This is a genomic window from bacterium, assembly GCA_029210545.1.
GTDB lineage: Bacteria > BMS3Abin14 > BMS3Abin14 > BMS3Abin14 > BMS3Abin14 > JARGFV01.
The window spans coordinates 35,686-49,615 of the sequence record JARGFV010000004.1; the positions used below are offsets into that span (position 1 = coordinate 35,686).

Sequence of the window (13,930 nt, forward strand, 5' to 3'; positions counted from 1 at the left end):
CTCAGTGTCCTTCCGCCGTCTTGTCGGCAGCCTCGGCACGGTCCACCAGCATGGCCTTCATCTCCGCCTCGGCCACCAGGGTCCCGTCCACGTAACCTTTCGTCCGGAAGCTGGCGATGGACCCCCGGTTCCGGGTCATCTTCACTTCATGCCTGAGTTGGTCACCCGGCACCACCGGCCGCCGGAACTTGACCTTGTCGATGGACATGAAATACACCACCTTGTCCGCAAGTCCGCTGCTGTCGCCTTCCCCGCTGATGATGCTGTGGAAGGCGAGGATGGCGGCTACCTGGGCCATGGATTCGACGATAAGCACACCGGGCATCACGGGGTGTCCCGGAAAGTGCCCGATAAAGAACTCCTCGTTGATGGTCACGTTCTTGATCCCGACCGCCATGTCGCCCGGAACCAGCTCGAGGATCCTGTCAACGAGCAGGAACGGGTACCGGTGCGGGATGGTCTTCATTATCTGGCTAATATCCATCAGCTGTCCTCCCCCTCTCGACTCCCTCCCTGGAGTTTGTTGACCTCTTTTTCCAGAGCGGCCACCCGCTTCCTCAGGCTTGCGATGTTCCCGAGAGCAGCTGCGGTCCGCCTCCATTCCCGGACATCCACAGCAGGGATGAGTCCTGCCACCTGGGACCCCGCCGGAACATCCTTAACAACGGCAGCCCTCCCGTAGACGAGCGACCCCTCACCTATCGTCAGATGTCCCGCGGCCCCCGACTGCCCCGCCATGGTGACGTTATCCTCGAGAACGGTGCTGCCCGCGATGGCGACCTGGGCCACCAGGATGCAGTTTTTCCCTATCCGGACGTTATGTCCGATCTGTATCAGGTTGTCCAACTTTGAGCCGGCGCCGATCACCGTCTCCCCCATGACCGCCCGGTCGATGGTGCACCCGGCTCCGATCTCAACATCATCCTCTACCCTGACCGTCCCGGCGTGGATGATCTTCCGGTGGCCGGCTTTCTCACTGGCAAAACCGAAACCGTCGCTGCCTATCACGGTCCCGGCGTGAACGATCACCCGTTGGCCCACAACCACCTCTTTCTCGATCACCACGTTGGGGTGAAGAACCGCATCGTCATCGACCAGCGCTCCCGGACCCACGTAGCACCCGGGCATGAGGGTGACCCTGGAGCCGATCCTCGCTCCGTCACACACCACAGCAAAGGGGTGGAGGCTGGGATCGCTGCCGATCCGGGCTCCAGGATGGACGGAGGCAAGTGGGCTGATCCCGGCGGCATCATACGGCTGCGCGTAAAAGCTCTCCATGGCAAGGGCAAATCCGAGGTACGGATCATCGGTGCGGATGAGGTTCAGACCCGGCGCTTCCTGGCTTCTGGAAACGATCACAGCACCGGCCCTCGTCGTTTGGATGGATGCGGCGTACTTCGGGTTCGAAAGGAAAGAAACCTGGTCGGAAGAAGCTGTGTGCAGCGGCGCCACGCCCGCAAGTTCCAGGTGAGGATCACCTATAAGCTCCCCACCTATTCTTTCGGCCAGTTGGCCAAGGGTGATCTTTGCCACTGCTATTGACCGACCTGGTAACGCTCGTTGTAGATCTTGACGACCTGTTCGGTAATATCCATGGCATCCTCGTAGAAGATGACCCCGCTGCCGTTTTTCTCCAGGATGAGGGTGAACTTTTCCGCCTCAGCGATCTCCTGGGCGATCTTGACCAGGCCCTCGAGGATCCGTGTCGACAGGAGCTGGTTCTCGCGCTCTTCTTCATCCTTGGCAGCGGTCACAAACTCGATGAGCTCCGACCTTTTCTGGAGATATTTCTCCTTGAGCTCTGCCTGGGCAGTCTCGCTGAGCACCGGGCTCTTGATCTTTTCCTCCATGAGATCGAGGTCGGCTTTCATCCGGTCGACCTCTTCCTGTTTGGTCGTGTGCTTCTTCTTCAGGCTTTCCTTCGCCGCCTGCCCTTCTGCAGTGGCGTTGAGGGCGCCCTGCAGATCGACGATCCCTATCTTGACCATAGTGGCCGCCTGGACCGACACCGCACCGAAGATCAGGGATGCCGCGGCGAAAAGTATCATCATATTCCTGCGCATGGGTCCGTACCTCCTTGAAAGGTATAACCGAGTTTACGGTTCACAGTTTACGGTTTACAGTGATTCTTCATACTTTTTCAGCGAAAGCTAAAAAAGTGTTCCGATGGAAAACTCCCAGCCCGGCTGGGTCTCATCCGGTTTCGGGTCCAGGTTAAAGCCCCACTCCAGCCGGAGGAGGCCGATGGGCGCGGACCATCTGAACCCGAACCCGGCACCGAACCTGAGGTCGCGGCCTTCGACTTTTTCATCTTCAGCCCAGACGTTCCCGCCGTCGAGGAAAAGCATACCCTTGATGTTGGCGTCCCTGATGAGCGGGTAGGCGGCCTCCAGGTTCATGAGGATGGACTTTGTCCCCCCCACCGGTTCTCCATCTTCCAACGGGCCGACCTTCCGATATTCGAACCCCCTGATCGTGTAAAGACCGCCCAGGAAGAACCGCTCGGTAACCGGGACTTCACTATCGCCGTACGGTTCGATCACTCCCAGTTCCAGGTGGGCGAGGCCGACAAGGTCCCCTGCGATGGGGTTATACATGCTGCCCTCGGCCTGGTAACGTACGAAATCGTTGGTACCGCCCAGGGGGCCGCCGGCAAATTCGGTGGATAAGGACAGTTTGAAACCCTCCCTGGGATCCATAGGGAAATCCCGGGAGTCGTAATTATACCCCAGGTGGACAGAGGACGTTGTGCTTTCACCTTCCTGTTCCAGGATCAGCGCGCTGGCATCCAGAGCGATGTCGTAAACGTCGTAGTCCACGTATTTGTATCGGGCTGACAGGTTTGAAAAATCGTCGAGCCTGTATCCCAGCCTGACGCTTCCTCCCCGGCTGTTCTGGCTGTATTGAGTGTATTCGTTGGTCTTGTCGAAAAGGTCCACTCCGAGGGAGAACACCCCGGAAAAGAGCCGGGGCTCGCTGAAGCTGATGCTGTAGGTGGAGGAATCCCCGCCCGCCTCGATATTCAGGTTCAGTCTCTGCCCTCTCCCCGAGAAGTTCCCGAGGGCCAGCTGAAGCGTTCCCACAAGCCCCGAGACACTTGAGTATGCCGCTCCGGCCGACAGTGAACCTGCCGTCCCCTCTCCGACGGTGACATGGACGTCCGCCAACCCGTCTCCCACGTCGGCCGGCCGGATTTCGACCTTGGAGAAAAAACCAAGCCCGCGGATGAATTTTTTTGAATCGTCCAGCCCTTTCTGGCTGTAAAGGTCCCCCTCGACCAGCCGCATTTCACGCCTGATGACGTAATCCCGTGTTTTCACGTTCCCTGCCACGTGGATCCACCGGATGTGCACCAGGGGCCCCCGGGCAAGGACCAGGTCCAGGTTGACCACACCTGTGGAAGGGTCCCGGTTGAAAAGGGGCTCGATCCTGGCCCATGCGTACCCCTGGTCCCGGAAGCTGTCCTCGTACATCCGCATGTCCTGGAAGATCCCGCTCCGGACAAAGATGTCCCCCGTCTGGATGCTGGGCCGGGACCGGGTGAACTCCGGCGGACCGTCCCAATCCCCGGTGAACTTCGTTTCTCCCAGTTTATACTCCGGGCCTTCCTCCACCCGGATGGCGATATACATCCCTTGCCCCTCCGGGTGAACCCTGACTTCCGGATCATGGACCACGATGTCGAGGAACCCCTTCTCCATATAAAGCAGCTGGATCCTTTTCAGGTCATCGGCCATGCGGAGATCGTCATATCCACCGGCATCCGACATGAAAGAAAGGGGCCCGATCTCCCTGGTCTGCATGACCTTCCGGATCTCGTGGTCCTCCACAAACCGGTTTCCGATGATATCGACCTCATGAATGAGGCTCTTTTCCGATTCCTCGACAAGGTACTTTACGACGGCACCGCCCTCCACCTCCTCGAGGCCGGCTGTCACGACAACCCCGTGATAACCGGAAGCACGATAGACTCCCTTGATCGCCTCGACGTCAGCGGGTATCCCGGCCGGATCGGCAAAGGAAAAGGCCTTGAGCTTCAGGACCTTTTTCAGATCGGCCTCGGAGATCTCCTTGTTGCCCGATATCAGGACCCGCCGGATCATGGGGAACTCTTCAACGCGAACGGTGAGGATCACTCCCTCTTCTCCGGCCTCTTCCTCGATGGACACCCTTGAAAAGGTACCCAGACGATAGAGATCCTTGACGCTTCTGGTGACCAGGGCGTCCTGGAACGGATCACCTGCCGAGAAGGACAGCGTCCCCTTGATGCTCGACGCGTCTACCCTCTGGTTGCCCTCGACCCTGATCTCACGGACAACGGGCACACCCGCGGCCCGGGCTGCAAGGACGTTTCCGACTGACATAATAATGAGCAATGTGGTTATGACCGATCTTGTCCTGTTCAAAAGATCATCGCTCCTGGTGAAGATGGCCGTCCCTGATGTGGAACCTGCGGTGGAACCTGGAAGCCATCTCCCGGTTGTGGGTCACCACGAGGAACGTGGTTCCGTGGGTGCTGTTGAGCTCGAGGAACAGGTCCTGGACCGACCTGGCCGTCCTGTCGTCCAGGTTTCCGGTAGGCTCATCGGCAAGGACCGTAGATGGGCTGTTGACGAGGGCCCTTGCCACCGCCGCCCTTTGCTGCTCCCCTCCCGAAAGTTCCCCGGGGCGGTGGTCCATCCTCTCGGCGAGACCCACCTGTTCGAGGAGTCCGGCTGCGCGGCCCTGAACGGACTGCGGATCCCGCCCCGCGATGATCCCCGGCATCATGACGTTTTCCAGACAGGTGAACTCGGAAAGAAGGTAGTGCATCTGAAAAACGAACCCCACCTTCCGGTTGCGGAAAGCCGCCAGAGCGGGTTCTGAAAGTCTGAAAATGTCCTGGCCCTCGTAAAGGACGCTGCCGGAGGTGGGACGGTCCAGCCCGCCGGCCAGGTGAAGGAGGGTGCTCTTCCCGGCCCCGGAAGCGCCGAGGATCCCGACCACCTCTCCCTTTTCGAGGGCAAGGTCCACCTCCCTGAGGACCTCGATCTTTTTCCCACCCTTGGTGAAGGTCTTGGTGAGGCCCTTCGTCTCGAAAACCACCTGGTTCCGTAGGTCACTCATACCTGAGGATCTCCACGGGGTTGAGAAGGGAGGCCCGCCTTGCCGGATAGACAGTGGCCACGAAGGACACGGTGACCGCTGCCAGGCAGATAGCCAGGATATCCAGGATCTGGACCTTGACCGGGAGGGTCGTGACGTAATAAACGCTGGCGGGCAGTTCCACGAACTGGTAGTTGGCCAGGACGTAGCAAAGTACGAGCCCCATGGCCAGTCCCAGGACTGTGCCTCCCAGGCCGATAATGAGCCCTTCCAGCATGAAGATGCGCCCGATGTTCTTCCTCGTAGCCCCCATGGCCTTGAGAATGGCGATCTCCCTGCCCTTCTCCATGACCACCAGGATCAGCGTACCGATGATGTTGAACGCGGCTACCACGATAATGAGGGTCAGGATGATGAACATGGTGATCTTCTCGAGCTTCAAAGCGGAAAACAGATTCTGGTTCATCTCCCGCCAGTCGCGGACCCAGTAGGAGTACCCCACCGTTTTCTGAATCCGATCGGAGATCTCATGGGTCATGTAGATATCGTCTGTTTTTACAGCGATCCCGCTCACCGACTCGCCCATGTCGAAGAAGGAGCGGGCCGCCCCAAGGGTCACCAGTACCAGGCCCGTATCATATTCGTACATCCCGGTGTCGAAAATCCCGCGCACGGTGAACCTTTCCATGAGGGGCACCATCCCGAATGGGGAAGAGATCTCCGACGGGGAGACCAGGGTCACGGTATCCCCGGCCTTGAGCCCGTGCTGTCGGGCGAGCTCCACGCCGATGGCGATCCCGTCATCGGTAAGCTCGGCCATGGATCCCCGGATCATGTCAGCGGCCAGTTCAGTGACCTGGGCCTCTAAAGCGGGGTCGATCCCCCGCACGACGACCCCGGTCACGGCTCCCTCCACCTTGAGCAGGGATTGACCCATGACATAGGGAGCCGCGGCCACGACCCCTTCCTGCTCCAGGATCTCGGCCATGACCTTGTCTACCCGGGAGATCCCGTCCACACCGGTGACCAGGATATGGGAGGTGGTCCCCAGGATCCGGTCCTGCATGTAGGAGGAGAACCCCGTCATGACGGCGATGACCGTGATAAGCGCCGCTACCCCGACCATGACGCCCAGGACCGAGATCACGGTGATCACGGACACGAAGGCGTTGCTCTTGCGGGAACGCAGGTGGCGCATGGCCACCATCCACTCAAAAGATCTCAAAGAATTTCCTTTCGGGCCTTGGATCAGAAAACCTTTTCACTTTTGCCTTTCTCTGTGTAACTCTGTGGGACGGGCGGCCTACCAGCGGGCCGCCTCTGTGCTCTCTGTGTGTCAATGCTTATGTTTTCCTCTTACTACTCCGGCTATTCCGCCCGCTGGTGGGGGAACAGGATCACATCCCGGATGGACGCCGAATCGGTTACCAGCATGACGAGTCGGTCGATGCCGATGCCCTCGCCGGCCGTGGGAGGCAGGCCGTACTCCAGGGCCCTGATATAATCCGAATCCATCCTGTGGGCCTCCTCGTCCCCTGCCGCGAGTTCCTCAACCTGCTGCCGGAACCGCTCCTCCTGGTCCCTCGGATCGTTGAGCTCGGAAAAACCGTTGGCGATCTCCATGCCGACGGTGAACAGTTCGAAACGCTCGGCTACTTCAGGACGGGCGTCGCTTCTGCGCGACAACGGGGACACGACGACCGGATAATCGTAGACGAAAGTGGGATCGATGAGTTCCGGTTCCACGAAATGCTCGAAGAGCTTGAGGTGGACCTTGCCCAGGGGATCCTTGTCGGACACCTGAACATGGCTCTTCCTCGCAAAGGCCAGGGCCTTGGCCTTGTCTGTCTCCATTGCCTCCGTGAACCCGTCAATGGACCGCAGGGCGTCGCCAAAAGCCAGGCGGACGAAGGGCTTCCCGAAATCCAGTTCCCGGCCCTGGTAGGACAGGACCGGCGAACCGGTGGCCCCCTCCACGGCAGATCTCAGCAGCCCCTCCGTGAACTCCATCATGTCCAGGTAATCGGCATAGGCCATGTAGAACTCCAGCATGGTGAACTCCGGGTTGTGCATTGTGGAGATCCCCTCGTTGCGGAAGTTTCTGTTGATCTCGTAAACCCGCTCGAAACCTCCAACCACGAGGCGCTTCAGGTAAAGTTCAGGGGCCACCCTCAGGAACAGGTCCATGTCCAGGGTGTTGTGATGGGTGATGAAAGGCCTTGCAGCGGCGCCTCCGGCGATGGGCTGCATCATGGGGGTCTCCACCTCCAGGAACCCGTTTTCGTCCAGATAATCCCTGATACCCCGGATAAGGGCGGTCCGTTTTTTAAAAACCTCCCGGACTTCCGGGTTGGCGATGAGATCCACGTACCGCTGCCGGTACCGGATCTCCACGTCTTTGAGACCGTGCCATTTCTCGGGAAGAGGCCGAACGGCCTTGGTGAGAAGGACGATAGTGCCGGCCTCGATGGTGAGTTCTCCTGTCCGGGTCACGAAGGGCGTGCCCGTTATCCCCACGATGTCACCCACGTCCCACTGCTTGTAACGGGCGTGGGCCTCCTCGCCCAGGACGTCCTTTTTTATGAAGACCTGGATCCGGGCCGAAGAGTCCTCCAGCTGGAGGAAGGCGGCTTTGCCGAAATCCCGGATGGCCATGATACGGCCTGCCAGGGTGTAGCTCTTCCCGGTTTCGGGAACCTTTGCCGGCTCGATACCATCCATGTCGGCGTGAACCTGGGAGGCCATATTCTCCCTTTTAAAATCATTGGGATAGGGGTTTACACCCGACCCCCGTATCAACTCGACCTTCTCTTTTCGAGCCGTCAGAATACGGCTTTCTGACTGGATATCGGGTTCCTTCGACATACGTTCCCCTTGCATGTCCGCGGCGCCGGTGGTCCCCACGCCCGACACGCTCCTAAGTTGTTGATATTAAACAATTCAAGATAATAGAGAGGGGGTCAAAGGTCAAGCAAAACCTCGGATGCGGGGCATCCGAGGTCAGTTTTCAGTTAACAGTTTACGGTTTAAAGTTGATGACTTCGCAAAAAGTCATCAACGCGCCCCGCGTGGGGCGCCCAAATCAATGACAAGCCGCGCCTGGGAAGGGCGCCCGGATCGATGTACAGCCGCGCCCGGGGAGGGCGCCCGGATCAGTGACTGAAATACAGGTCACTGAGCCGTGAGGGAACCGGAAACCACGCTTTTCGGTTCCCGTTGAGCAAAAGTCCCACCAGGATCTTTTGCGATTATCAGAAGTCACTGTGAGGGAACCGGAAACCACGCTTTTCGGTTCCCGTTGAGCAAAAGTCCCACCAGGATCTTTTGCGATTATCAGAAGTCACTGTGAGGGAACCGGAAACCACGCTTTTCGGTTCCCGTTGAGCAAAAGTCCCACCAGGATCTTTTGCGATTATCAGAAGTCACTGTGAGGGAAGGGAAAACCACGCTTTTCCCTTCCCGTTGAGCCAAAGTCTCGCACAGACTTTGGTGATCTATCAGCAGTCATTGTAAGGAAAGGGAAAACGACGCTTTTCCCTTTCCCCAGGACATTAATGAGCCAGGAAAAGTCCCGGATTGGACTTTTTGCGACCCTATCAAAGATAAACCTTTCCTTTTTGCCGGGCAGGACCTCGTCAATGGCGGGACCTGGATGGGGATCACCCGTACCGGCAGGTTCGCCGCCGTCACAAATTACAGGGAGACCGCCAAAGAACCGATACTGCCTGATCTGATCTTGCTGATATGATCCCGGATCGCCTCGAGGTCCTCCGCGCTGACTACCTGGAAACTGATCCCGTAACCTGGAAAACCGTCCGCAGTCAACCGTCCGCTCCAGCACACCTTGGCCGACACATTGCACATTCCAGATGTCCCGGGGATCTGGAACTGGAGACGAACCGTACTTCCCATGTGAAGGGTCTCATCGAAGGCCAGGAAAGCCCCGCCCTCCGAGAGGTTCCGTATAGATCCTGCCTCCTTGTGATCGCCGACCTTGACCAGGCATGGCCAGTTGACATCGACACGCAACTTGTCTCTGACCGAGAGGTTGAGCTGCTCTTCTACGGCATGGCTGAGTTCATCCTTCTTGACGGGCTTTGTCAGAAAGGCCTGGCAGCCGGCATCGAGGCATCTTTTTCTGTCTTCCGGCTTCTGGGCGGCGGAGAGCATGATGACAGGAATAGAGCTGGTATCGGGATCACCCTTGAGAAGACGGCATACCACATCACCGTCCATGCCGGGCATGTGCAGGTCCAGGACAATGAGATCAGGCTCGACAGCCCTGGCCTTTTGAAAGGCCTCATCCCCATTGGTCGCCGTATGGATCTCGAAGGACCGCCTGGTCAGAAAAGTTTTTTCCAACTGGAGAAAAAGGTTCACATCGTCTACCAGCAGAAGTTTTCTGTTTTCCATGATCCCCTCCTTCTCAGGAAAGCAGCCATATACATGGTTACATAATTGTAACTTAACCGACAGAAACGTCCTGGTCAAGTGAAAATTATGATAAGATAAATTACTTTTTGTTCCGGGAGGTGACAATGAAAGACACCTTTTACATGCAACTCATGGACAACCTTTACGACGGGGTCTATTTCGTCGACAAGGATCGCATCATCACCTACTGGAACAAGGGTGCCGAACGGCTGACCGGTTATTCCAAAAGCACCGCCCAGGGGCGCTCCTGCTCCGACAACTTCCTCGCCCACGTCGACGATACCGGTAAACGCCTCTGCGATGACGGCTGTCCCCTCCATGAGGTTCTCACGGACGGTCAACCTCGTGAACAGGACCTCTACCTCCACCACCGCGACGGTCACAGGCTCCCGGTCTCTGTACGGGTCTCCCCCATCACCGACGATGGCGGCCGGATCATTGGCGCAGTGGAAATTTTCAGCGACAACTCCATTCATGTCGCCAACCAGCGCCGCATCGACGAACTCGAGCAGCTGGCTCTGCTGGATACGCTGACACGCATCGGAAACCGTCGATATCTGGAGATGACACTGGAATCGAAGCTGGCCGAAACAGCTCGTTACAATACCCAGATCGCCATTTTCTTCATGGATATCGACAACTTCAAGGATATCAACGACACCTGGGGCCATGATGCAGGTGACGAGGTGCTGAAGGTCGTGTCGCGGACGCTCAACGGCGTTATCCGTCCCATGGATATCCTGGGGCGCTGGGGCGGCGAGGAGTTCATAGCCGCTACAACCAACATCAATCGCGGCACTGCCAGGTCAATAGGGGAGCGTTTCAGAAAGCTCATCGAGAGAAGCAGTGTTCCTGTGAACGATCAGAGGATCACCTTCACGATAACGGTGGGAGCCACCATAGCCAGGCCCGACGACGATCTGGCCTCCATCGTCAAGAGAGCGGACCAGCAGATGTACAAGGCGAAAAGGGCGGGTAAGAACCGGGTGGCGGTCGGCTGATCTGCCACACTGATCTTAGATCTCTTATCTCTTATCACTTCGTTATCAGTTTTCGAACCTCTTCGTAGATCATCCGGTCCTCATCCGTGGGGACGACGAAGATCCGCACGGCCGACCCTTCACCTGTGATCTCTCTTTCCGCCCCCACCGTGCGGACGTTGGCGTCCGGATCGATGGAAAAACCCAGGGGCCCGAGCCCCTCGAGGGCCTCGGATCTGACCTCCGGTGAATTCTCACCGATGCCTCCTGAGAAAACCAGGGCCTGGGCGCCTCCCAGGACACCGTGATACGCGGCGATATACTTTTTCAACCTGTAGTTAAAGACCGAAAGGGCCAGGGCGGCTCCCTCGTGCCCCTCCGCCCTCGTCTCGATAAGATCCCGCACGTCGGCCGACAGTCCGGAAAGCCCCTTGAGGCCGCTTTCACGGTTCAGCAGATCGTAGACCTGCCCATCGGACATCCTTCCGCCTTCCGGTGAAAGGAGGTAATGGACGATGGCAGGATCCAGGTCACCGCTTCTCGTTCCCATGACCAGCCCTTCAAGGGGGGTAAAACCCATGGATGTGTCCACGCACCTCCCGTTGAGGACCGCCGCAATGGAACACCCGGCCCCCAGGTGACACGTGATGACCCTTTCGAGGCCGCCCTCCCCTTTTCCCGCGAGCGCGAGGGCGCGGCAGTGGATGTACTGGTGGCTGATCCCGTGGAAACCGTAGCGCCGGATCCGGTGCTTTTTGGCAAGTTCCATGGGGATGGCGTAGTTGTGGGCATGGGAAGGGATGGCGCTGTGAAAGGAAGTGTCGAAGACGGCGACCTGCAGGGCTTCCGGGGCCATCCGGGCAGACTCCTCGATCCCCATGATATTGGGCGGGTTGTGGAGAGGGGCGATTTCCGCGTACCCACGGATCCCCGCAAGGACGTCCTCATCGATGATGACAGGCCCCCTGAACCGCCGGCCCCCGTGAACGACCCTGTGGCCCACCGCCCTGAGAGAGGAAAGCCCTCCGGGAAGGAGTGCTTGTATTTGCTGGAATATCCCGGCCAGGCTGCCGCGGTGGTCGGTGACCCGTTCGGTAACTGAGTGATGGATCACTTCACCGGAGTCTTCACCATAAAGGGTGACCTTGATACTGGACGATCCGCAGTTAAGTACAAGGAAAGACATATCAGGCAGGCTGTCCGCAGGTTTCCCCGTTTCGGATATCCTCGTCAACCGCAGCCCAGCGTTTGAGAAGGTACGGCTTTGCATCCTCGAAGAACTTCGCCTGCCTCTCTACCTCCTGCTCCGCCTCATCGTCTGACATGTGCTCAACCGCCCTGGCGAAACTCGCGACCCGTGCGTAGTAAAGGGGGGTCAGAAGCTCAACGAGTTTGAACCGGTTGGACTGCCAGCAGTGATAGGTCGACGCGGCATCGTAAAGGATGTGGGCCCACTTGCCTACGTCGAGTTCGAAGCCGTCCCCGGCTTCGGCCAGTTCCCTGACCTCCCGGAACGATTCCTTGCTGAGGATGGTCTCCCACAGGGGACTGAACTGCCTGTACCCGTTCCTGAAGGCGTCGATGAGACCCTGGATGTTGATGGGAAACTTTTCCGGCTCCGTTTCGATGGCCTCTCCCACAACAGGGACATTTTCACTGCCCTTGACGTCCCACCAGAACGACCGGTTATCTTCCATCAGGCTGAACAGGGTCGCCACCACCTGCCGGAACATGGGGCCCAGGCTCTCGGAAGGGTCCTTCACATCGTGGACTTTCGCTCCCAGCCGCGTCTGGCAGACCTTGAACCCCTTGACCAGGGCCATGGTGGTCAGCCAGATATCGATGCCGAACCTCCCCACGTCGGTATCCCAGACATCGCGGTTGTACAGGTAGTTGACCACGTCGGCGGAAAAGGCGAAATCCCCGCCGATTGGCTGGCGGACCTGTTTCCCGTAAAGGGTCCGGGTCATGTTGTAGATGATGTTGTTGGTGATGGTCCCGTCCAGCTTGAAACGCTTGTAGTAGGGAGCCACGAACTGGTAATCGTCACTCAGGATTGGACACAGGAGGTTATTGATCCACTGGGGGCTGATGCTCCGCAGGTCTGAATCCACGACAACGCACGCCTTGGCGTTGAGGAAACGGGCAACTTCCAGAACAGCGCGCAGTGCTGACCCCTTGCCGGGAACACCCCTGTAGATGGTTACCAGGATCTCCTGGAAGGGCGCGACCTCCACCGCCCGTGCCTCCTCCCTGGAGTCATCCACGGATCCACCGTCGGAAACGACGATCACGGAACGCTTCTCAGGGAAATATTTGTGCAGGCCCAGGCTGACCTGCCGGATGACATGACTGATGGTGCTCTGGTTATTGTAGCAGGGGATCCCTACGATAAGATCGACCTCTTCGATCTGTTCCACGCGGTTGCGCGCCTCGTCCCTGAGTGCCGTAAGGTATTTCATCCCTGCCTCCGGTTATAAAATTAATAAAATCCTAAATCTATAATATCACTACATTTTTTCTGCTTCAACTGGTAATTCGAAACGTGTCGAAGATACCTGTGGCGTTATCCCATTCGATATCCAGACCGGCAACGACCGCCGCTGGAGGGCCTGAACGGGCCCACTGGATGAGGGCTTCGAGGCGATCCCCTGCCCCCTCCGCGACGATCTTCACCGTGCCGTCCGGGAGGTTCTGCACGGTCCCGGCGAGACCCAGTTCCAGAGCCTTTCTCCTCGCCGAATCCCTGTAGCAAACACCCTGGACACGGCCATGGACAAGGATCGTAATGCGTTGCATCGTGTTCATGATGCGCTCCTTAACTGCATAGCTATGGACTAAGGTCTAAGAAGTCAGATTTTCTTAGCTCATAGCACTTAGCACCAAGCACTCATTTAATCATCCAACCTACCTATATGCGGCTTGATGTCCAGCACCGGGGTCCCGTCCACGGCGTCGATGCCCCTGACGTGCAGCCGCCCGCCATCCACCTTCAGAAGATCCACCGTGTAGACGGCGATGGGGTTGGGGCGGACAGGGCTGCGCGTGCCGAAAACGCCGGAAAGGGGCTGGGTCGTATCCCCCCTGGGATGGACTTTCAGGGTGTTTCTGGGGGCGAGGTGCAGCCAGCATGTCACGAGGAGCTGGTCCCACCGGCCGATGCCGTCGAGGGCTTCGGCAAACTCAGGCTGGGCCTCGATAACGGCCTCCAGGGCCGCATCCCGGCCCTGGCGCGGCGCCGACGCCCTTTCCATAAGGGATGATCGAACGTACCCCACAATAACCGCCTCCACGCGATCTATCTCGTTCATGATGCACTTCCTTCACTGAGAACCAAGGACTAAAGGTGATAGAGTCGCAAAAAGTCCAATCCGGGACTTTTTGCTCCACGGAAAGGGAAAAGCGTCGTTTTCCCTTTCCTCACAAATCAA

Annotated in this window: 13 protein-coding genes and 1 pseudogene; 2 read left to right on the forward strand and 12 right to left on the reverse strand. The window is 58.3% G+C overall.

What is annotated here, in order from left to right; translation table 11 throughout:
* Position 1 precedes the first annotated feature (1 nt).
* The 7 genes from fabZ to lysS form a co-directional block, all read right to left on the reverse strand.
* Positions 2-484, reverse strand: a complete 483-nt coding sequence (gene fabZ, locus P1S46_00960) for a 3-hydroxyacyl-ACP dehydratase FabZ (protein ID MDF1535057.1) — start codon at positions 482-484, stop codon at positions 2-4.
* A complete protein-coding gene (gene lpxD, locus P1S46_00965; GenBank protein MDF1535058.1) occupies positions 484-1,533 on the reverse strand; it encodes a UDP-3-O-(3-hydroxymyristoyl)glucosamine N-acyltransferase in 1,050 nt (349 codons plus the stop codon). Before lpxD ends, fabZ begins: the two co-directional genes overlap by 1 nt.
* 2 nt (positions 1,534-1,535) lie before the next feature.
* A complete protein-coding gene (locus P1S46_00970) occupies positions 1,536-2,063 on the reverse strand; it encodes an OmpH family outer membrane protein (protein MDF1535059.1) in 528 nt (175 codons plus the stop codon).
* 87 nt (positions 2,064-2,150) lie between these two features.
* The gene (bamA, locus tag P1S46_00975; GenBank protein ID MDF1535060.1) at positions 2,151-4,364 is read right to left on the reverse strand and encodes an outer membrane protein assembly factor BamA; all 2,214 of its coding nucleotides are present in this window, start codon (positions 4,362-4,364) and stop codon (positions 2,151-2,153) included.
* A gap of 46 nt (positions 4,365-4,410) precedes the next feature.
* Positions 4,411-5,106, reverse strand: a complete 696-nt coding sequence (locus P1S46_00980; GenBank protein MDF1535061.1) for an ABC transporter ATP-binding protein — start codon at positions 5,104-5,106, stop codon at positions 4,411-4,413.
* The gene (locus P1S46_00985) at positions 5,099-6,310 is read right to left on the reverse strand and encodes a lipoprotein-releasing ABC transporter permease subunit (protein MDF1535062.1); all 1,212 of its coding nucleotides are present in this window, start codon (positions 6,308-6,310) and stop codon (positions 5,099-5,101) included. The genes P1S46_00980 and P1S46_00985 overlap by 8 nt, the downstream gene beginning before the upstream one ends.
* A 143-nt stretch (positions 6,311-6,453) precedes the next feature.
* Entirely contained in the window at positions 6,454-7,950 is a 1,497-nt protein-coding gene (lysS, locus tag P1S46_00990; protein ID MDF1535063.1) for a lysine--tRNA ligase, read from the reverse strand.
* 736 nt (positions 7,951-8,686) lie between these two features.
* On the opposite strand from lysS, the pseudogene P1S46_00995 reads away from it, so the two are divergent.
* A pseudogene (locus tag P1S46_00995) lies at positions 8,687-8,797 on the forward strand (NRDE family protein).
* Here the strand turns inward: P1S46_00995 and P1S46_01000 are convergent.
* Positions 8,779-9,498: a response regulator gene (locus P1S46_01000; GenBank protein MDF1535064.1), complete on the reverse strand. Its 720-nt coding sequence runs from the start codon at positions 9,496-9,498 to the stop codon at positions 8,779-8,781. The pseudogene P1S46_00995 and the gene P1S46_01000 overlap by 19 nt on opposite strands.
* A 125-nt stretch (positions 9,499-9,623) precedes the next feature.
* On the opposite strand from P1S46_01000, the gene P1S46_01005 reads away from it, so the two are divergent.
* Positions 9,624-10,520 (forward strand): sensor domain-containing diguanylate cyclase, encoded by an 897-nt coding sequence (locus tag P1S46_01005; GenBank protein ID MDF1535065.1) that lies wholly within the window; start codon positions 9,624-9,626, stop codon positions 10,518-10,520.
* A 34-nt stretch (positions 10,521-10,554) separates the two neighbouring features.
* Here P1S46_01005 and P1S46_01010 read toward each other — a convergent pair whose 3' ends face one another.
* From P1S46_01010 to tsaA, 4 genes are all read right to left on the reverse strand, one after another.
* Positions 10,555-11,685, reverse strand: a complete 1,131-nt coding sequence (locus P1S46_01010) for an acetate/propionate family kinase (GenBank protein ID MDF1535066.1) — start codon at positions 11,683-11,685, stop codon at positions 10,555-10,557.
* Between the two features lies 1 nt (position 11,686).
* Positions 11,687-12,961 (reverse strand): glycosyltransferase, encoded by a 1,275-nt coding sequence (locus P1S46_01015; protein ID MDF1535067.1) that lies wholly within the window; start codon positions 12,959-12,961, stop codon positions 11,687-11,689.
* 64 nt (positions 12,962-13,025) lie between these two features.
* A complete protein-coding gene (locus P1S46_01020) occupies positions 13,026-13,298 on the reverse strand; it encodes an acylphosphatase (protein MDF1535068.1) in 273 nt (90 codons plus the stop codon).
* 95 nt (positions 13,299-13,393) lie between these two features.
* Positions 13,394-13,810, reverse strand: coding sequence for a tRNA (N6-threonylcarbamoyladenosine(37)-N6)-methyltransferase TrmO (tsaA, locus tag P1S46_01025; GenBank protein ID MDF1535069.1), 417 nt, complete (start codon positions 13,808-13,810; stop codon positions 13,394-13,396).
* Positions 13,811-13,930 lie beyond the last annotated feature (120 nt).